This window comes from Rhizobium sp. WYCCWR 11128 (assembly GCF_013416305.1).
Lineage (GTDB): Bacteria > Pseudomonadota > Alphaproteobacteria > Rhizobiales > Rhizobiaceae > Rhizobium > Rhizobium indicum.
In genome coordinates this window covers 436,258-453,211 of record NZ_JACCEZ010000001.1, presented here as the reverse complement: position 1 = coordinate 453,211, position 16,954 = coordinate 436,258, and the positions used below count along the sequence as shown (strand labels likewise).

The following is a 16,954-nucleotide window of genomic DNA, read 5'->3' as shown; positions in this document are numbered from 1 at the left end:
GAAAATGCCGCGCGATGGATCACACGGGCGAAGTTCTCATTCTCACCGGGCCGCCGGGCTCCGGGAAAACCACGACGGCCGAGGCGCTCGCCCGCGAGCCCGGCTCGCCGAAGGTTCATCTTCATTGCGACGACTTCTGGCACTTCATCAAGAACGGCGTGATCCCGCCCTATCTGCCGGAAGCGCATGAACAGAATGTCGTCGTCGTCGATGTCTTGACCAAGGCGGCGACAGGCTATGCCGGCGGCGGCTACTTCGTCGTCGTGGACGGCATCGTCGGGCCGTGGTTCCTGGAACCGTTCCGGAAAATCGCGGCACCCCTCCACTACGTGATTCTGCGTCCGCCGCTCGATGTCGCCATCCGGCGCTGCCGGGAGCGCGGCGGCGACACGCTGACCGATCCCGGCCCTATTGCGGCGCTCTATCAGCAATTCTCGTCACTTGGCCCGTTCGAACAACATGTCGTCTCGACGGAGGGGCACGACAGGGAAGATACGCTGCGCACGGTGATCGAGGCTATGAGCAGCGGCACGTTTCGCCTGGCGTCATAACGCCAGCCCCTCGGCTTTTGGCGCAAGCGGCAGACACTGCCGGGATTCTCTTACCCGATCCCGGTTCGTCCTCTCCGAGCGAGCCGGGAAATTCATGAGCGGACCTCATAAGTTCATGCCGATATCCCCGGCTAATCGCCTCCGGACTTTGCCCTATCTTGGGATCAAACCTGGGAAGGAGGACTTGAAATGATCAAGCGCAAGCTCGGCCAAAGAGGCCCTGACGTATCGGCGATCGGCTTCGGCTGCATGGGGCTGAATTACCATCGCGGGCCGGCGATGGAGCGCGGCGATGCCATTGCGCTCTTGCGGGCGGCGCATGAGCGGGGCGTGACCTTCTTCGACACGGCAGAGGCCTACGGGCCGTTCACCAACGAGGATCTCGTCGGCGAGGCGCTGGCGCCGATCCGTGATGAGGTGGTGATCGCGACGAAATTCGGCTTCAAGGATGGCCGGCCGGAAGTCGGCCTGGATAGCCGGACCGAACGCATCCGCGTGGTCGTCGAAGAAGCCCTCCAGCGGCTTCGCACCGATCGCATCGATATCTTCTACCAGCACCGGGTCGACCCTGCCGTACCGATCGAAGAGGTGGCAGGCACGGTGAAGGATCTGATCGGCGCTGGCAAAGTGCTGCATTTCGGCCTGTCAGAAGCGGGCGCCGAAGCCATCCGCCGCGCCCATGCCGTCCAGCCGGTCACCGTGTTGCAAAGCGAATATTCGCTGTGGTGGCGCAACCCGGAACGGGAAATCCTGCCCATCGTCGAAGAACTCGGCATCGGCTTCGTGCCCTATAGCCCGCTCGGCCGCGGCTTCCTCACCGGCACGATGGACGAGAACACCAGTTTCGAAGGCGGCAACGACCACCGCAAGACCAATCCGCGCCTCTCGGCCGAAAACCGCAAGGCAAACCAGCCGGTGGTCGATGCGATCGAGGCGATCGCCGCTCGCAGAAACGCCACCGCGGCCCAGGTCGCCATCGCCTGGCTGATGGCCCGCAAACCCTGGATCGTCCCCATTCCCGGCACCACCAAGCTGCACCGGCTGGAAGAGAATATCGCCGCCGCCGACATCACCTTCACATCGGAGGAACTGGCCGAGATCGACGCGGTCTTCTCAGGCATCGAGATCCACGGCGACCGCTACTCGGGAACATCGGCAGCCCGCGTCACGCGCTGAGCCGACGCCCCCAGTCGCCGACGCTATATCCCCATGACAAGGGATCGATCAATTCGGGCGGCGGGAGCATTTCCTTCAGGTCGAGAAGATGGCGTCTCGACGGCGGTGTCACGGCCTCCGAGAAACCCGCAAAACCGCCCGCGAGACGCGGGCGGCTGCAATCGTGTGGCACCCGCCTCAAGCGCGGATGATCAGTCCTGGCCCTGCAGGCGGTCCATCACCTGGAGCAGCAGATCGGCGCAGGCCTTCATCGGTTCGTCCTCGGCGCATTTGAGATCGATCCGGGTGTTCCCATCCTCGATCCGGAAATGCGCTGCCTTGGACGGCGGTGGCGGTGGCGGGCGATGACCGCGGAAACCACGGAAGCCCATGTCGCCTCTCCGACCATGCCAGCGATAATCCGGGCGATCTCCCGGCCTCGCATCCGGCCGGTCCGTCATCTGCTCATCGTCACCAGGAGCGGACGGAGACGGCGGCGGAGGGGGCGAGCCGGGTTCAGCCGCTGCGGGCGGCGTCCCGGCGGATGGCGGAGCCGGCGGCTGCTGGGCGAAGGCGGTGCCGGCCAGTGCGGCAAGGGCAAGGCCTGATAGCAGAAGTCGTTGCATGGAAGCGTTCCTTTCGGAGTTATGAGGCGTGTCTGTTAACACCGCAGCGCGGCTTTGGTTCACGCCCGTCACGGCCTGTGATCGAAATCTGCAAATCGTCTGTGCGGAGGACCTTTCGGCGGACGCAGCGCTTCGGTTCGTCCATCCTGACGAACGAGGTAGCTCGCATGCACGAAGCCATCGTCGAAGCGGCCCTGGACGGTGACGGCTTCATCTTGGGTGACGAGAGCGCCATCCTCGCCGGCCCGGCCGGTTTCAACAAGCGCCTTGCCGCTCTCATCCTGCAACACAAACTTGTTGCCGTAGATCTCGGCGACCTTGCCCTTGATGGTGACGAGGCTCGAAACCGGCATGGCCGAAATCGCCACGGGCGTCAGCGGCGCCATTTCGGGCGTGGGGCGCATCATCTTCACGGCGCCCGCGCCCCCGGCCGCACCGATGACAAGCGCCACGGCCGCGGCGATAACGGGGACCGCCAGCCGGCGCCGGTGCGGCACGGGCGGCACGGGCGTGGCTGCGCCCTCGGAATGCGCGTTGTCCTGGTCTTCGTTCGGCATATATCTGCTCCTTGCTTCAGTAATGGCCGCAATCTAGCCGCCACACCCCCTCGCCTGCCTGAACCTCTCCGTTCAGATTGAGTTAAGCTCGGCCCGATAGTTTTGGCCCGTCCTCTGAGACGCCCTGCGATGAAAGCCCTGCCCCATGCGCGTACTGCTCGTCGAAGATGACGAAGATCTGAGCGGCCGGATCGCCGCTGTGCTGCGATCGGAAAATTTCGTCGTCGATATCGCTCGCAACGGCGAGGACGCTCTCCATGCGGGTCTGACAGAACTCTTCGATGTCGCAATCCTCGATCTCGGCCTGCCGAAGATCGATGGCGTCAGCGTGCTGAAGGGCTGGCGCGAGGGCGACCGCAATCTGCCGGTTCTGGTGCTGACGGCGCGCGACGGCTGGCCGGATAAGGTCGCGAGCTTCAAGGCCGGCGCCGACGATTTCCTCGCCAAACCGTTCAAGGTGGAGGAATTGGTGCTGCGCCTGCGCGCCCTGGTGCGCCGGGCGTCCGGTCACGCCGCCTCGCGGCTCGTCTGCGGCGCGCTGGTCTTCGACGCCCAGCTCGGCACCTTCGAGCTCGACGGCCTGCCGCTGAAGCTGACGGCGCTGGAATGGCGGGTGCTCTCCTGCCTGATGCTGCGCAAAGAGATGATCGTCGACCGGCGCGAACTGACCGAGCGCGTCTATGACGGCGATGCCGAAGTCGACTCCAATTCCATCGAGGTCATCATTGCCCGCCTGCGCAAGAAGCTCGGGGCCGACCATATCGAGACGGTGCGCGGCCGCGGCTATATGCTGACGTCGGCATCATGAAGGCGCCCTCCCTCAAACCGAAATCGATCGCCGGCCGGCTGCTGATGTTCTCCGGCATCTTCGTGACCCTGGCGCTCGTTGTGGCCGCCATCGTGCTCTGGCTGGCGCTCAAAACGGTGGTGCGCGAGCAGGTTGACCAGCGCCTCGACACACAGATCGGCGCCCTTGCCGGCGCGGTGACGCGCGACGCACAAGGCAAGATCACCTTGTCCGCGCCGCTCGATGCGCCGCCCTTCGATCGCCCCTCATCCGGCTGGTACTGGCAGATCGACGACGGGCAACAGCGCCTGACCTCCCGCTCCCTGATGAACGGCACGATAGACGCGCCGCCGCCCCGGCAGGATCTGCGCCATGTGTTGATGGGTTTGCCGACATCAGGCAGGGGCGGTGATCGCGGAAGAGGACTGCTCTATCTGCGCCAGGCCGTGCGCAGCATCGACGGCATGACGCTGACGATCACCGCGACGGCGCCGATGATCGCCCTCGTCGGCCCGGCACTGCGCGCCCTTTTCTGGCTGGTGCCCTGCATGCTGCTGCTCGGCCTCGTGCTGATGGCCGGCACGCTCTGGCAGATCCGCTTTGGTCTCAGGCCGCTGAAATCCATGGCAGCCAACATCGATGCCATCAACCGGGGAGAACGCGCCCGCCTGCCCGATGAGCCAACCGTCGAGCTTGCGCCGCTCGCGCTGAAAACCAACACGCTGCTGGCGGCCAACGAAGAAAGGCTCGCGGCAACGCGCATGCAGTTCGCCAACCTCGCCCACGGCCTCAAGACCCCGGTGGCGAGCCTGCTCCTGGCGCTCGACGAGCAAAACGATCCGCAAGGCGCACTGCGGAGCCTCGCCGCCCGCATCGACAACAGGATCAAACACCACCTCGCCGCCGCCCGCCGCGTGATGGCCTCCTCGGACAATGTCGCCAGCACCGACCTCGCGGCCTCAGTCGCCGATGTCCACCGCGCGATCAGCCAGATCCATGCCGAGCGCAAGATCGCCTTCGACACCGATATATCAAAGGGCCTGCGCGTCGCCTGCGACGAAAGCGATGTCGAGGAAATGCTCGGAAACCTGATCGACAACGCCTTCAAATGGGCCGCCTCCCACGTCACCCTCCGCGCCCGCCGCGACGGCCCGACCGCCCGCATCATCATCGAGGACGACGGGCCGGGCATCGCTCCGGACCGCCTCGCCGCCGTCCTCCTGCCCGGCGTCCGCGAAGACGAACACGTCCCCGGCAACGGCTTTGGCCTCAGCATCGTCAGCGAGCTTGCGGGGCTTTACGGCGGGTCGTTGGTGCTTGAGGCAAATGGGGCGGCGGGGTTGCGAAGTGTGCTGTGTTTGCCGGTGGCGGTGCGAGTGGTGGGGTAGGATTCCTTTGGTCGGGCGGCGAAGATGGATATCGCCCATCTCCATGCCAGTCCTTCGAACGGCGAATTCCGCGGGCTGGCGGCCGATACTTGTCTTCTCCGCAACGCTCGACCTTCTCTGATGCCCTTCCCTTAAAGCCGCAACCAGACTCCTCCCCGATCATCACCCTCTCGCCGAGACGTCTTTCGCCTCGCCTCTGCCTTGTTGCTCGCGTATCCTGACGCACGATTCGCCGTCCGCAAACGAGGGTGGGCATGAACGAAGCATCAAAGGAGAGCGCGATGACGGACGCCAAGAGCGGCATTTCTGGACTACGGCCGCATATTACAGTCATTGGCGTCGGTGGCGGTGGCGGCAATGCGATCAACAATATGATCGCGGAAAAGCTGGCGGGCGTCGAATTCGTCGCCGCAAACACGGATGCTCAGGTGCTGGCCACCTCCAAGGCGACGCGCCGCATCCAGCTTGGCGCGAATGTGACGGAGGGTCTCGGCGCCGGTTCGCTGCCTGAGGTCGGCCATGCGGCTGCCGAAGAGTCGCTCGATGAGATCATGGATCACCTGGCCGGCTCGCACATGTGTTTCGTCACCGCCGGCATGGGCGGTGGAACGGGCACGGGTGCTGCACCTGTCATCGCCCGCGCTGCGCGTGCCGCCGGCATCCTGACGGTCGGCGTCGTCACCAAGCCCTTTACCTTCGAAGGCAACCGCCGCATGCGGATGGCGGAAATCGGCATCGAGGCGCTTCGCCAGGCGGCCGATACGGTCATCGTCATTCCCAATCAGAACCTCTTCCGCATCGCCGATGCAAAAACCACCTTCGCTGACGCCTTCATGACGGCCGACCGCGTGCTCTATGCCGGCGTCGGCTGCATTACCGACCTGATCGTCAAGGAAGGCCTGATCAACCTCGATTTTGCCGACGTGAAGTCGGTCATGTCAGGCATGGGCCGCGCCATGATGGGCACTGGCGAAGCCTCCGGTGAGAGCCGCGCGATGAAGGCGGCGGAAGCAGCAATTGCCAACCCGCTTCTGGACGACATCTCGATGCGGGGCGCCAGGGGCGTGCTGATCTCGATTTCCGGTGGTTCGGATATGACGCTGTTCGAAGTGGACGAGGCGGCGAGCCGCATTCGTGACGAAGTGCAGGAAGACGCCGATATCGTCGTCGGCGCGATCTTTGACCGCAGCCTCGACGGAAAGTTCCGTGTCTCAGTGGTGGCAACCGGCCTGGAAGGCAGCCCGCTGCCCGCATCCGCGCCTCACGCCGCCGAGCAGGTTCAGACGCGCACGCTGCAGTAAGCGCAGCGGCGCGACATATCCGAGCACGACAGCCTGCCACGTCTTTTCAGACGCGCGGCGCTGTCGTGCTTCAATGTCCTGCGCCCCGGGGAATCGCCGCGATCACCGGTCGTTGATTCGCGATCACCTGTCGTTGATCGTGGGAAGGTGCGTTTCGACCTCTACGCGGCGCTTGTCATCCAACGGCTCAATGTGCTTCTGCCAGAAGGCCTCGGCCTCCGGCGTGTCATCATCCCAGTGGCGGATCTTGACAATATTGTCATCGATCTTGGCCAGCCGTTTACCGCCAAGCCGCAGGTATTCGTCCGCCAGTTGTTTCGATCGGGTCGTTTGCATGTCGTGTTCCTCCATAGGCGAACCGAAAGGCCGATCGTCATTACCGGGTTGGCTGGCAATCGGCATCCCCGTTATCGGCGCTTCCGCGCCTTCCAGTTAAACAGTACGGCGGGATCATGGTTCCAAATCATCGGCCGAAACCGGTCCACGCGGCCGGCTGAAGGCGTCGGCCGCCATCCATGTTCCACACGGCCCGCGGCTCTTGCTGCCGGGACAGCCGGAGACGCCTCGTACTGGCTGAAGAGCGGCCTTGTCCGGAACGGTAAGACTGCATACGTCGGGGCGATCTTCGACCGCAGCCTCGACGGCAAGTTCCGCGTTTCGGTGGTGGCGACCGGTCTGGAAGGCAGCCCTCTGCCTGCATCCGCGCCTCACGCCGCCGAACAGATCCAGACGCGCACGCTGCAGTAAGTGGCCACTGTTATGCTGCTCTGTTCACCACGGCACTGAGTGGATAAACGCCGCCACGCCCTGTGGAAAACGGGCGGGGCGGCGTTGGCATTCGGCCAGCAAAGACCGTCAGGCGAAGAGTATGTCCGAGATATTGTGCACCACGGAGATTTCGTCGATCCCGGTGTTGGTGATGTAGAGATTATCCGCCGCTGAGTCATAGACCACGTTGGTGATCAAGTCGTCTCCCGGTATGGCGATGTAGACGTCGACCGTTGTCTTGACCCCGGTTTCGAAGTCGAAGGCCGTGCCGATATGCTCGCTGCTGGAGGAATCGCCGAAGAAGAACGTGCCGTCGACGGCAAAACCGTAGCCGAGCCCGCCGGCCGCGAAGGTCTTGGATTCGATCGGGCTCAGCGTTTCGGGATCGATTTTGGAGACCTGCCAGGTGGAATCATTGATGCGGCCGACGACGTAGATGCCGGTCGAATCCTGCATCGTATTGACGGCCGTGAATCCACCCCAGTCGAACGTACCCGCCCCGTTCTGGCCGATAAGGCCGGGAATGGAAGCACCCTTCTGATCGAGTGATCCGTCGGCGGCATCCCACTTTGCGAGATAGGTCTGATCCGGGAAAGGGTCTTCCTCGCCTCTCGCCTCGTTGGTTCTTCCGATGATCTCGCCTCCGCGGACCGAAAAATAGGTTCCGCCGATGTCATATTCGCCCTTGTCATAGTCGCCGAGAGAGATGGCGCCGCTGGCGTGGCCGGCCTCGAATGCGGCGGCGTTGTCGTAAATGCTCGCCGTGGAATCATCCGGGAAACCATGGCCGGAACTGACGTAAAATTTGCCCGTCAGCGGATCGATCGCCACCCCCTGGAGTTCGTAATGGTCATCGAAGGGGCGCAGGACATCGGCCTGGGCCTCGACATGATCGGTATTCACAGACTTCCCGTCCGTCATGCCGTCGACGGTCAGCGTGCTCACGCCGGAATCCGCGTGACCGGCGCCGTCGGAGACCTTGTACTGGAGCTTCTCCGTGACATGCTCGCCATCATTGAGACCGGCCTTCACGGCCGGATCGAGATCATAGGTGAAGCTTCCGTTCGCCGCGAAATGGAAGATGCCGAATTGCCCGGACACATCGGTCGTCTGCCCCTGCCCGGCAGAAATGTTCGTGCCGTTGACCGAGCGCAGGAAGAGCGTATCCACCTCTCCCGCGTGATCATTGGCAAGCACGTTGCGGGCCATCTCGCTTCCCTCGTGGAAGGAGAAGCCGTCATCGACCGCGACCGGGGGGCTCGTGACGCCATGAATATCGAGCTTGAAGTGACCGACATCCGTATTGCCGGCGCCGTCGGAGATCTTGTAGCTGATCGTCTCCGTCAGCGTCATCCCCTTGATGAAGCCGGCTTTGGAGGCCTCGTTCAGCGTATAGCTGTAGGAGCCGTCGGCCTTGACGTGAAACGTGCCGTGTTCACCCTCGATATCGGTGATCGCGCCATCCTTCTTGGCCAGCACCCGCTCGCCGTCGAAGAAGCTGAGAAACAGGTTTCCGGAGCCCCCGGCCAGATCATTATCCAGCAGATTGCCTGAGATCACCTCATTCTCGGAAGCGCTGCTGACATCATTGACCGTCACAGGTTTTGCAAGCTCTGTCATGGATATCTCCTTCAAGATCCATTCGCCTTGGTCTATCGGGAGGAAAGCAGCTGAAACAGGGCAGGTCAATTAATTTTCTAGCAGGAGTGGTATTTTAGAATTTCACAGCTTTGTCACTCAAGAGAGCCTCATCCTTGCGGAAGCCGAAAGCTGGAGCCCCGAAGGACGAGGCAGACGCCGGCGACGCCTGCTCCCGTCAATCGCCGACGGTGAATCCCCACGATGACGGATCGGTCAATTCCGACGGCGGGATCATCTCCTTGAGCTCGACCGGGCGGCGCTTGATCTCGACGGCGGTGTAGTTTTCCCCATGCCCCCATCCCGAGAGGATGTTGATTTCGAGAGGCACGCCATCCGGCGTCAGGCATTCTTGTCTGCCCGCGTCGGCAAGGTCGGGTGTCATGTTGAACCAGGCGCAAGTTTCTCCAAGCGCGCCACCAGTCCGCTTTAAATCAACCTGGCCTGTCTTAAGCTGGAAAGTATTGTATGGGCGCTTGGGATCAAGCGGCGCACGGCCAGCGTGAAGATCATGCATGTCCTTGGAGGATATGATCGAGATTCCCTGGTTTTCGAGTTCGTTCCAAATCGTAAGTTTCAGAGTTCCGCCCTTTTCGCGACGCTCTTCGGATCGCCAGGGATAGTGCCTCAATATCCTGACCTCCGACCAACCCCCGACCATTCTGGCTTCAAAGTCGACGAGAGCTTCGGGCTCCGGATAATCCCGCAGCGGCTTCAGCCAGAACCATGGGTCGAACAGCCTCTTCGGCGGCGATATCTCGGATTCCGCGACGGCTGTTCGATCAAGCCGGACCAATTGCGTGTCGCTCATCGGCTTTCCCACGCGGAACAGAACCTTTTGCGAAACTTCAATGCCGTCAGCCGACAGACAACTGAACCAGAGCGGCGCCATCTCTTCTTCTGTGCGGATGAGTTGCCACCATTTGCAGGCTTCACCAGCCTGGTTGTCGGTCTCCCCGGTTTCCTTCGCCTGTTTCACGCTCAGGTCCAGACTCCGATCGGTCTTTTCAATGCTCATCCAGGCAAAGTCTTCGTTGCCGGTCCTGGTCGTCCGCAACACGGTGTTGTCGAAGTAATTTCCATAGGAGATGGCAGTGTGGTTGCCATTGACCGATTCAACCCGCGTCCATCCCTTGTGATGAACGACCGAACGCAACATTTCCTTCGGCTCACCGGACATGTTCCGAACGATCATCGAGGCGGTGTAGTCCGGAACATTCCGGGTGGCGGCAAAGGGAAGTTCACTTGCATTGCCGGCGCAGGCTGCAAGCACCAAGAGAGACGTCGCGATACGTCTTTTCACAGACTGCACCTCAATGATTGCTGGAAGCGGAACAAGGCTCAATCCAGAGCCTGTACTCTGCTTGACTTCCCGAAAAATTCAATGTTTGTTCAAGCAAAAGTTGAGGGTTTATAGTGAAGAATATTTTTACATATTCGATATTGGCAGTCGCAATGATTTCTCTTTCGAACTGCACGACGACGTCAAATGTCAGACACGATTCTCACCGGATGACGGCGCGCAGCGGCGAAAGGACGTCGGTGCTGCAGAACGCTCACCTCAATGGCGACTGCAAGTTTATTGACTATCCTCGTGTAGATATCGTGGAGCAGCCCAAACATGGGCGCACCGAGATTATCCACCAGCCGATTGTCGTCGATTCCGGCGGCAAGAAGATGAAATGCGACAAAGTCAAAGCGAATGGCGTTGCTGTCTATTACACATCGCACCCAGGCTACGTCGGCAGTGACAAGTTCATTCTCAGGACTCCCGAAGAGCGCGGCAGCATCGTAGAGGGCGTGGCCGAAGTGAAAGTCGTCAAATAGGGGGCGCAATCGGCGCGCCGCTGACACTAAGAATGACCGCTGACCGCTTTTGATGCGGCCACCATTGTCGCGAGATCGAAGGATTTGCGATCGTGATGTTTGCGATCGTGATGTTCATGCCAAGCCGTCTATCGATCAGGCTCATGCGCTCATTGTCTTCAACGGCCGCTCTTGGCATGACAGACTCCATTCTGCTTATTCAAAGCGCGTACGAATGATGGTGACGCACCTCACCCGACCAACCCCTTGATCTTCGCCGCATCCTCCGCCGTCGCCGGATTGTACACCACCATGCTGAGGTCCGGCCGCCCATCCACCTGGAAGGCCGAATATTCGAAGGAGAGCAGCCCGAGCACCGGGTGTTTGATGTGCTTGGCGCCCTCGCCGTGGGTGCGCACGTCGTTGTCGCGCCACATCGCCAGGAATTCGGGGCTCTTGCGACAGAGTTCGTCTACCAGCGGCTCGACCTCAGCCGCAGCCCCGGCACGGGCTGCATCCACGCGGAAAGCGGCGACGACGAAGCGGGCGACACTTTCCCAGTCGTATTGGGCAGCGCGCACGCGCGGATCGAGGAAGATGAAGCGCAGCACGTTGCGCTCCTCAGGCGGCAGCGCACCGTAATCGGTCAGAAGCACGGTTGCCGCCCGGTTCCAACCGACGACGTCCCATATCGCAGTGCGGATCAGCGCCGGGCTCGGGTCCAGCGCATCGAGCACGCCCTGCAACCTCGGCGTCACCCCTTCTTGCCTGTGGTAGTGCACCTCGGGCGGCCGGCCGAGGCCAATGAGGAAGAGATGCTCGCGCTCGACATCAGTCAGCATCAGCGCGCGAGAGATCCGATCGAGCACGTCAGCAGACGGCGCGCCGCCGCGGCCCTGCTCCAGCCAGGTGTACCAGGTCGGGCTGATATTGGCGCGGCTCGCCACCTCCTCGCGCCGCAGGCCTGGGGTGCGTCGCCTCTCCCCTGCAAAACCGAGGGCGGCAGGATCGAGCCTCACACGGCGATCCTTCAGATAGGCGCCGAGCCGGTTGTCCGAGGTGACGAATTCACCCATCCTGTTAGCCTTTATACCATGATAATGTCACTACTTTACCATGATACAGTCACGACGGATATGTGTCTCCAGCAAAAACGGAGATAACGCATGCGCGTATTCGTCACTGGAGCCACCGGCTGGGTCGGCTCGGCCGTCGTCAATGAATTGATCGCCGCCGGCCATCAGGTGCTCGGCCTCACCCGCTCGGACAAGGGAGCGGATCAACTGGCAGCCGCCGGTGCCGAAGTCCATCACGGCACGCTCGATGATCTCGAAAGTCTGAAGAGCGGTGCGGCTGAGGCGGATGCCGTGATCCACACGGCCTTCAACCATGATTTCTCGAAATTCGCCGAGAACTGCGCCGCCGACCGGCGCGCCATCGAGGCCCTCGGCGAGGCCCTCCAAGGCTCCGATCGTCCGCTGTTGGTCACAGCCGGCCTCGGCTTTGCCCCCGGCCGCGTCGGCACCGAGAAGGATCCGCCGATGCCTTCGACCGAAACCTATCCCCGTGCCTCCGAAATCACCGCAGTATCGCTTGTCGCCCGCGGCGTGCGCGCCTCCACCGTCCGGCTGCCGCCCTCGGTGCATGGCCATGGGGACCACGGCTTCGTGCCGATCCTGATCGATTTGGCCCGTCGCAAGGGCGTCTCGGCCTATATCGGCGAAGGGCAAAACCGCTGGCCGGCCGTGCACCGGCTCGATGCCGCCCGCGTCTATCGCCTGGCGATCGAGCGCGGCGCCGTCGGCGGCCCGTTCCTGGCAGTCGCGGAAGAGGGAGTTGCCTTTAGGCAGATCGCCGAGGTCATCGGCCGACGGCTCGATGTGCCAGCCGTGTCGCTCTCACGGGAAGAAGCGGCCGAGCATTTCGGCTGGTTCGCCATGTTCGCCGGCTTCGATGTGCCCACATCGAGCGAGCATAGCCGCGCGCTGCTCGGCTGGCAGCCGCAGCAGCCCGGCCTGCTCGCCGATATCGACCATCCGGCCTATTTCGGTGGGTAAGAACTGTGTCCACATCTAAAAATGGAGCATTTCCGTGACTGGAGAAAACGGAAATGCCTCGGGGTTGGCTCATAGGAGAACCAGCGACGGCCCGAGCTAGTGCGATCGGCTCTCGTTCCTATCGGCTGGATCGTAATTGATGTCCCAATCCTTCCCAGGCTTTTTCTTGCCGGGCGGGTTCTTGTTCACCGTGGCATCCTCAGAGCCAGTGATGACGGTCGGTTTGGCGCTGGCGACGCCGCTGCTTTTTCGGTCAGCCTGGGATTTGGCGAACTGGCCGGCTGCGTCTTTTTTGGGATCGGCCATCTCATTCGCCCTTCTGCTTCAGCGCGTCACCGATATTCTTGATGTCGGGATCGCGATTGTTTTCACCATGCGCGTCGCGGTCGCGATCCGGATCATCCTTGGCCTTCATGTAGCCGCGAGGTTTATTTTCCTTCGGCCCTTCCCAGCGGGGAGACTGGTCGGTGGTGCCGGGGGCGCCGTCTTTCGGTGTCGTCATGCCCATCTTCGTTCCTCCTTGGTTGGAACAAGGAAAACCGAAAAGATCAGCAACTGTTCCCGCGGCAATATTTTCGCGCAAAGCGGCTTACCGTAGCGAGGCAAGCGTGGCGCAGCAGAAGGCAAGCAAGGTGATCACGGCATTGACCGCGTGCGAATATTCCCATTGGGTGCGAAGGCTTTACCAATTCTTCGGCTGCACGGACCAGCTCTCCGTCGCCGCGTTCGCCGGCTGGGTGATGACCATGAAGATGACGAGCTTGAGCGCAATTAGCGCTGCCCGAACCGTCGGACGAGAATATCCGCGCGCGAGCCGCCGCCGCCATCAGCGCATTCCGAAAGCTCTGCGGCGCATAGAGCAATGCCAGCAAAGTCAGCACCACCCTGCCCGCGCCGATCGATCCATCCACTATTGATCGGCGACACCTCCGCGCTAGCTTCTGTTCGCGGCCGATCGGCCGCAGGGGATACGATCTCTGGGTGAAGGCGGAGGGGCGACGTGGCATCCTATTCGATTGACGAGGCGATCCGGGAACTTGCCCCGGCTCTCGGCAAGGCGCCGGCCGGCGCCGTCAGCGGCGAATGGACCGCCACAACGATGCAGGCAGGGCACTCCTCCCGGACGGGCGGCTACCGCGATGTCGAGGGAAACTATGTCCCGGAGGCATCCAGGCATCCGCTCGATATCATCTCCGATGTCGTTGAAAAGCTCGGTGCATCAGGGATGCCCCACTTCAATAAGGTGCTGATTCGCTGGAAGAAGCCGAAGTTCCCCTTCATGCGGGGAGAGATCACGCTCGAAACTAGCTATGACCGGACGATCGTGCCGCGAGGGCCCGACGACCCGATCTACGAAACCACCGCCGCTGTCCGGCGCGTCTTCTGGCAGAACCGCGGCAAGGTGCAGGAGGACTTTGCTGCTGAGCGCGAAACGGCCAACATTCATGCCCAGACGAAATGGTTCGGCCCGCATCGCCGTATCCTCGCCATCCATGCGCCGGAAAGGCTGACACTTGCCACCGACGGGCTGTCGACCCCTTGGGCCGGCATATCCGAGCCGGAGAACGGCGTCGAATGCGAGCTCTTCATGGAATTCGACGCCGCGACACTGGATGCGGCCGGGATCGAAAACTGGGCGAACCTGTTGATCAACATCGGAGACCTCGTGGCAGACGGTTATCGTGTCGCCCGCGATGTCGAGATGCACGGCGCCATCCTGTTCTGCCGGCTGACCGAGGATTACCACCCGATGACCCGCATCATGCTGAGCCGCGACGCCGGGCGCATCGACGGCCTGCCTTTCGGCTCCGTGCCGCTGATCCGGGCAACGCCGATCGCCGAAATAGAAATCGAAGGGCAGGACCTTTCCGACGATTGGGGCGCTGCGGCCGCCCGCCACGCCCTGGCCAAACGCGGCATGGGGATTGATTGATGTCGCCGATGCCGGGCGCCAATGCCGGGCGATTATCGCCCGGCCGGCGCGGTCCTCACGCTATTCCTGGATGTCGGGTTCGACGACCCTGGCGAGGTTTCGCAGCGACTCCTGCCAGCCGAGATAACAAGCCTCGGGCGGAATGACGTCAGGCACGCCTGCCTGTACGATATCCACCTCTGTACCGACCGAAACCTTCTTCAGCGTCACGGTGACTTCCATTTCGCCCGGCAGGTTGGGGTCGTCAAACCTGTCGGTGTAACGCAGACGCTCGCCGGGTACGAGCTCGAGATATTCGCCGCCGAAGGCGTGGCTATTGCCCGTCGTGAAATTGCGGAAGGACATTCTGAACGTGCCGCCGACAACCGGCTCCGAATGATGCACGGTGCAGAGGAAGCCGTTCGGCGGAAGCCACTTGGCAAGCGCGTCTGCCTCCAGGAATGCGCGATAGACTTTCTCCGGGCTGGTCGCCAGAACGCGGTGCAGGCGTATGGTACTCGGCATGGTCGTGATCCTTTCTGGATTTATGCAATGGACGAACCTAGGACGGGCGTGGCTTGACCGATCCGACACCGGATCGAATTTTTCTTCAAGAAAAATTGCTCCTGAGCATGTCGCGCAAAAGTGTGCTGCGGTTTTGCGATAACGAGATGCGTGAAAACAAAGACCTAAAGCGCAAGGAGCGAATCTGAAAGATTGCGACGCGCTTTAGGGGTCGCGGCTCAACCGGGCATCCCATCGAACTGCGGAAGATCGAGCGGCCTTGCCCAGGCGAGCCGCCGCCTGGTGAACATTTCGACCCCCGGCTTGATCAGCTCGGGCCGGTCCAGGCTGCCGAGCGTCACGAAGACGAGGCCGGGGAAGCTCTCGAGGTTGCTGCTGAACAATCTGGCGCCGCAATCGGGGCAAAAGTTGCGGTCGAGCCCCTTGCCTGAATCGGCGATGTAATGAAACGCCTTCGGGCTGCCGCTGATCACGGTGAAATCTTCCTGCGGCACGGCGAAGAACGTGGCGGCCTCGCCGCCCGTTGCCCTCTTGCAGTCTAGGCAATGGCAATTGGCGACAAAGTTCGGGTCGGTGTCGAAGGCAAATCTCACCGCGCCGCAGGCGCATTGCCCCGTATATTTCCTGGTCATGTCAGATGCCTCCCATCCCGTGTTCGAACATTTGCGATTGGCTCTGCCTCGCCGTCGTGCCGCAGACGTCGTCGTAGCGCGCCTGCGGCCGGGATCGGCAATAGCCGAATGAGAAGATCTCGGCCTCCCGGCGGCGGCAATCGTGCCCACCGGTCGAAACGCTTAAGCCGCGGCCTGCTTTTTCAAGGCATCGAGGAGCGTCCGGGCGCCCTGCCTGGATGAGGCAGGGTTTTGGCCGGTGATCAGCAGGCCATCCTGGACGACATGCACGCCCCAATCCGCCGTCTTCGAAAACTGGGCGCCCTGCTCTTTCAGCACGTCCTCGAGCAGGTAGGGAACAACCTCGACCAGGTGCATGGCCTCTTCCTCGGAATCGGTGAACCCCGTGACGGCCCGGCCCTTGGCGATGGGCTTTCCATCCGGCGCTTTTACATTCGTGAGGATACCGGGGGCGTGGCAAACGAGCGCCACAGGTTTTCTCGCCGAAAGCATGTCCTCGATGAGCGACAGCGCATTGCGATTGTTCGTCAGGTCCCACAGCGGGCCGTGCCCACCAGGGAAGAACACGCCGTCATAGTCCGCCTGCTTGATTTCGGACAGCATCAGGGTGTTGGCGAGCGCAGCCGTTGCCGCCTGGTCTCGCTCGAACCGTCGCGTGTCTTCCGTCTGGAATGCTGGCTCGTTGCTCTTCGGATCGAGCGGAGGTTGGCCGCCCTTCGGCGAAGCGAGTGTAATCTCCACCCCAGCGTCGCGGAAAACGAAATAAGGAGCAGCAAGCTCCTCGAGCCAGAATCCCGTCTTCTTGCCGGTGTTTCCCAGTTGATCATGCGATGTAAGAACCATGAGAATTTTCATTGCTCAGCTCCTTCAAGCCAGCCGGCGGACAACGCCGTCGGCACCCGGATTTACGGTGAAATACTGCCTGCAATCTCATGCTGAAACGGGAGGGGGCATAGAGCGGCTGCGCTGCGAAACAAGCTCTCCCGCGCGGTGTTTGCTAGAATTGCTTTAGCCGAAGCCTAACCAGACAAACGGCGGTCGCCCGCGACATCCGTTCGCTGGGCTGAGCCGGCAGACGCCTCAAGGGCATTTGAAAAGCCTGACCGGCTTTCCCGGCCCGCGCTGGATGATGCGCTTGGCTTCCAGATCCAGTTGAACGGCCTTCAACCACCATCCGGCCTTAGAACAGGATGATTTTAGGCCGGATCGGCCTAAAATCTGAATCCTGTTCTAAATTAGATAGTTGGAGCA

At 61.9% G+C, this 16,954-nt stretch carries 22 protein-coding genes and 1 pseudogene; 11 read left to right on the top strand and 12 right to left on the bottom strand.

The window, feature by feature from the left end:
* Positions 1–14 precede the first annotated feature (14 nt).
* Both HX898_RS02260 and HX898_RS02255 read left to right on the top strand, forming a co-directional pair.
* Complete coding sequence (locus HX898_RS02260) at positions 15–551, top strand: AAA family ATPase (protein WP_138387303.1); 537 nt, start codon at positions 15–17, stop codon at positions 549–551.
* A gap of 189 nt (positions 552–740) precedes the next feature.
* Complete coding sequence (locus HX898_RS02255) at positions 741–1,727, top strand: aldo/keto reductase (protein WP_180193879.1); 987 nt, start codon at positions 741–743, stop codon at positions 1,725–1,727.
* A gap of 191 nt (positions 1,728–1,918) precedes the next feature.
* On the opposite strand, the gene HX898_RS02250 is transcribed toward HX898_RS02255, so the two are convergent.
* Together HX898_RS02250 and HX898_RS02245 are read right to left on the bottom strand one after the other, a co-directional pair.
* The gene (locus HX898_RS02250; RefSeq protein ID WP_180193878.1) at positions 1,919–2,332 is read right to left on the bottom strand and encodes a hypothetical protein; all 414 of its coding nucleotides are present in this window, start codon (positions 2,330–2,332) and stop codon (positions 1,919–1,921) included.
* 68 nt (positions 2,333–2,400) lie between these two features.
* Complete coding sequence (locus HX898_RS02245) at positions 2,401–2,889, bottom strand: hypothetical protein (protein WP_180193877.1); 489 nt, start codon at positions 2,887–2,889, stop codon at positions 2,401–2,403.
* A gap of 145 nt (positions 2,890–3,034) precedes the next feature.
* On the opposite strand from HX898_RS02245, the gene HX898_RS02240 reads away from it, so the two are divergent.
* The 3 genes from HX898_RS02240 to ftsZ all read left to right on the top strand — a co-directional run bounded on the left by HX898_RS02240 (position 3,035) and on the right by ftsZ (position 6,365).
* Positions 3,035–3,697 carry a response regulator transcription factor gene (locus HX898_RS02240; protein WP_171598307.1) on the top strand — a complete coding sequence of 221 codons (663 nt, stop codon included), beginning with the start codon at positions 3,035–3,037 and terminating at the stop codon, positions 3,695–3,697.
* On the top strand, positions 3,694–5,064 hold the full coding sequence (locus tag HX898_RS02235; protein ID WP_180193876.1) for a HAMP domain-containing sensor histidine kinase: 1,371 nt from the start codon (positions 3,694–3,696) through the stop codon (positions 5,062–5,064). Before HX898_RS02240 ends, HX898_RS02235 begins: the two co-directional genes overlap by 4 nt.
* 281 nt (positions 5,065–5,345) lie before the next feature.
* Positions 5,346–6,365 carry a cell division protein FtsZ gene (gene ftsZ / locus HX898_RS02230; protein WP_003560594.1) on the top strand — a complete coding sequence of 340 codons (1,020 nt, stop codon included), beginning with the start codon at positions 5,346–5,348 and terminating at the stop codon, positions 6,363–6,365.
* 123 nt (positions 6,366–6,488) lie between these two features.
* Here the strand turns inward: ftsZ and HX898_RS02225 are convergent, their stop codons facing one another.
* Positions 6,489–6,767, bottom strand: coding sequence for a hypothetical protein (locus tag HX898_RS02225; protein ID WP_138334815.1), 279 nt, complete (start codon positions 6,765–6,767; stop codon positions 6,489–6,491).
* Positions 6,768–6,977: 210 nt separating this feature from the next.
* Between HX898_RS02225 and HX898_RS02220 the strand changes: the two are divergent.
* A pseudogene (locus HX898_RS02220) lies at positions 6,978–7,112 on the top strand (cell division protein FtsZ); the annotation flags it as partial.
* Positions 7,113–7,220: 108 nt separating this feature from the next.
* Here HX898_RS02220 and HX898_RS02215 read toward each other — a convergent pair.
* Together HX898_RS02215 and HX898_RS02210 are read right to left on the bottom strand one after the other, a co-directional pair.
* The gene (locus HX898_RS02215; protein WP_180193875.1) at positions 7,221–8,753 is read right to left on the bottom strand and encodes an Ig-like domain-containing protein; all 1,533 of its coding nucleotides are present in this window, start codon (positions 8,751–8,753) and stop codon (positions 7,221–7,223) included.
* 196 nt (positions 8,754–8,949) lie between these two features.
* The gene (locus tag HX898_RS02210; protein WP_138334863.1) at positions 8,950–10,074 is read right to left on the bottom strand and encodes a hypothetical protein; all 1,125 of its coding nucleotides are present in this window, start codon (positions 10,072–10,074) and stop codon (positions 8,950–8,952) included.
* Positions 10,075–10,187: 113 nt separating this feature from the next.
* On the opposite strand from HX898_RS02210, the gene HX898_RS02205 reads away from it, so the two are divergent.
* Positions 10,188–10,598, top strand: coding sequence for a hypothetical protein (locus HX898_RS02205; protein ID WP_029870478.1), 411 nt, complete (start codon positions 10,188–10,190; stop codon positions 10,596–10,598).
* Here HX898_RS02205 and HX898_RS02200 read toward each other — a convergent pair.
* Both HX898_RS02200 and HX898_RS02195 read right to left on the bottom strand, forming a co-directional pair.
* Positions 10,591–10,776, bottom strand: coding sequence for a hypothetical protein (locus HX898_RS02200; RefSeq protein ID WP_138334817.1), 186 nt, complete (start codon positions 10,774–10,776; stop codon positions 10,591–10,593). The genes HX898_RS02205 and HX898_RS02200 overlap by 8 nt on opposite strands.
* 52 nt (positions 10,777–10,828) lie before the next feature.
* Positions 10,829–11,653, bottom strand: coding sequence for a helix-turn-helix transcriptional regulator (locus tag HX898_RS02195; protein ID WP_138334818.1), 825 nt, complete (start codon positions 11,651–11,653; stop codon positions 10,829–10,831).
* Positions 11,654–11,743: 90 nt separating this feature from the next.
* On the opposite strand from HX898_RS02195, the gene HX898_RS02190 reads away from it, so the two are divergent.
* On the top strand, positions 11,744–12,634 hold the full coding sequence (locus HX898_RS02190) for an SDR family oxidoreductase (RefSeq protein ID WP_138334819.1): 891 nt from the start codon (positions 11,744–11,746) through the stop codon (positions 12,632–12,634).
* 96 nt (positions 12,635–12,730) lie between these two features.
* Here HX898_RS02190 and HX898_RS02185 read toward each other — a convergent pair whose 3' ends face one another.
* Positions 12,731–12,940, bottom strand: coding sequence for a hypothetical protein (locus HX898_RS02185; protein ID WP_138334820.1), 210 nt, complete (start codon positions 12,938–12,940; stop codon positions 12,731–12,733).
* A gap of 1 nt (position 12,941) precedes the next feature.
* On the bottom strand, positions 12,942–13,142 hold the full coding sequence (locus HX898_RS02180) for a hypothetical protein (RefSeq protein ID WP_171598312.1): 201 nt from the start codon (positions 13,140–13,142) through the stop codon (positions 12,942–12,944).
* Positions 13,143–13,242: 100 nt separating this feature from the next.
* Here HX898_RS02180 and HX898_RS02175 point away from each other — a divergent pair, with 100 nt between their 5' ends.
* Together HX898_RS02175 and HX898_RS02170 are read left to right on the top strand one after the other, a co-directional pair.
* Positions 13,243–13,551 carry a hypothetical protein gene (locus tag HX898_RS02175; protein WP_180193874.1) on the top strand — a complete coding sequence of 103 codons (309 nt, stop codon included), beginning with the start codon at positions 13,243–13,245 and terminating at the stop codon, positions 13,549–13,551.
* A gap of 83 nt (positions 13,552–13,634) precedes the next feature.
* Complete coding sequence (locus HX898_RS02170; protein WP_180193873.1) at positions 13,635–14,567, top strand: hypothetical protein; 933 nt, start codon at positions 13,635–13,637, stop codon at positions 14,565–14,567.
* A 60-nt stretch (positions 14,568–14,627) separates the two neighbouring features.
* Here the strand turns inward: HX898_RS02170 and HX898_RS02165 are convergent, their stop codons facing one another.
* Positions 14,628–15,071 (bottom strand): SRPBCC family protein, encoded by a 444-nt coding sequence (locus tag HX898_RS02165; protein ID WP_003560606.1) that lies wholly within the window; start codon positions 15,069–15,071, stop codon positions 14,628–14,630.
* 53 nt (positions 15,072–15,124) lie between these two features.
* Here HX898_RS02165 and HX898_RS33400 point away from each other — a divergent pair, with 53 nt between their 5' ends.
* On the top strand, positions 15,125–15,259 hold the full coding sequence (locus HX898_RS33400) for a hypothetical protein (RefSeq protein WP_281385434.1): 135 nt from the start codon (positions 15,125–15,127) through the stop codon (positions 15,257–15,259).
* A 30-nt stretch (positions 15,260–15,289) separates the two neighbouring features.
* On the opposite strand, the gene HX898_RS02160 is transcribed toward HX898_RS33400, so the two are convergent.
* Both HX898_RS02160 and HX898_RS02155 read right to left on the bottom strand, forming a co-directional pair.
* Positions 15,290–15,703, bottom strand: coding sequence for a GFA family protein (locus tag HX898_RS02160; RefSeq protein ID WP_047623313.1), 414 nt, complete (start codon positions 15,701–15,703; stop codon positions 15,290–15,292).
* A 162-nt stretch (positions 15,704–15,865) separates the two neighbouring features.
* Entirely contained in the window at positions 15,866–16,558 is a 693-nt protein-coding gene (locus HX898_RS02155) for a type 1 glutamine amidotransferase domain-containing protein (protein ID WP_138334824.1), read from the bottom strand.
* Positions 16,559–16,954 lie beyond the last annotated feature (396 nt).

Bases quoted from the DNA above. Each gene is read 5' to 3' on its own strand.
- HX898_RS02260 (WP_138387303.1), top strand. From the start codon at position 15: ATGGATCACACGGGCGAAGTTCTCATTCTCACCGGGCCGCCGGGCTCC.
- HX898_RS02255 (WP_180193879.1), top strand. From the start codon at position 741: ATGATCAAGCGCAAGCTCGGCCAAAGAGGCCCTGACGTATCGGCGATC.
- HX898_RS02250 (WP_180193878.1), bottom strand. From the start codon at position 2,332: ATGCAACGACTTCTGCTATCAGGCCTTGCCCTTGCCGCACTGGCCGGC.
- HX898_RS02245 (WP_180193877.1), bottom strand. From the start codon at position 2,889: ATGCCGAACGAAGACCAGGACAACGCGCATTCCGAGGGCGCAGCCACG.
- HX898_RS02240 (WP_171598307.1), top strand. From the start codon at position 3,035: ATGCGCGTACTGCTCGTCGAAGATGACGAAGATCTGAGCGGCCGGATC.
- HX898_RS02235 (WP_180193876.1), top strand. From the start codon at position 3,694: ATGAAGGCGCCCTCCCTCAAACCGAAATCGATCGCCGGCCGGCTGCTG.
- ftsZ (WP_003560594.1), top strand. From the start codon at position 5,346: ATGACGGACGCCAAGAGCGGCATTTCTGGACTACGGCCGCATATTACA.
- HX898_RS02225 (WP_138334815.1), bottom strand. From the start codon at position 6,767: ATGCCGATTGCCAGCCAACCCGGTAATGACGATCGGCCTTTCGGTTCG.
- HX898_RS02215 (WP_180193875.1), bottom strand. From the start codon at position 8,753: ATGACAGAGCTTGCAAAACCTGTGACGGTCAATGATGTCAGCAGCGCT.
- HX898_RS02200 (WP_138334817.1), bottom strand. From the start codon at position 10,776: ATGCCAAGAGCGGCCGTTGAAGACAATGAGCGCATGAGCCTGATCGAT.
- HX898_RS02195 (WP_138334818.1), bottom strand. From the start codon at position 11,653: ATGGGTGAATTCGTCACCTCGGACAACCGGCTCGGCGCCTATCTGAAG.
- HX898_RS02190 (WP_138334819.1), top strand. From the start codon at position 11,744: ATGCGCGTATTCGTCACTGGAGCCACCGGCTGGGTCGGCTCGGCCGTC.
- HX898_RS02185 (WP_138334820.1), bottom strand. From the start codon at position 12,940: ATGGCCGATCCCAAAAAAGACGCAGCCGGCCAGTTCGCCAAATCCCAG.
- HX898_RS02180 (WP_171598312.1), bottom strand. From the start codon at position 13,142: ATGGGCATGACGACACCGAAAGACGGCGCCCCCGGCACCACCGACCAG.
- HX898_RS02165 (WP_003560606.1), bottom strand. From the start codon at position 15,071: ATGCCGAGTACCATACGCCTGCACCGCGTTCTGGCGACCAGCCCGGAG.
- HX898_RS02160 (WP_047623313.1), bottom strand. From the start codon at position 15,703: ATGACCAGGAAATATACGGGGCAATGCGCCTGCGGCGCGGTGAGATTT.
- HX898_RS02155 (WP_138334824.1), bottom strand. From the start codon at position 16,558: ATGAAAATTCTCATGGTTCTTACATCGCATGATCAACTGGGAAACACC.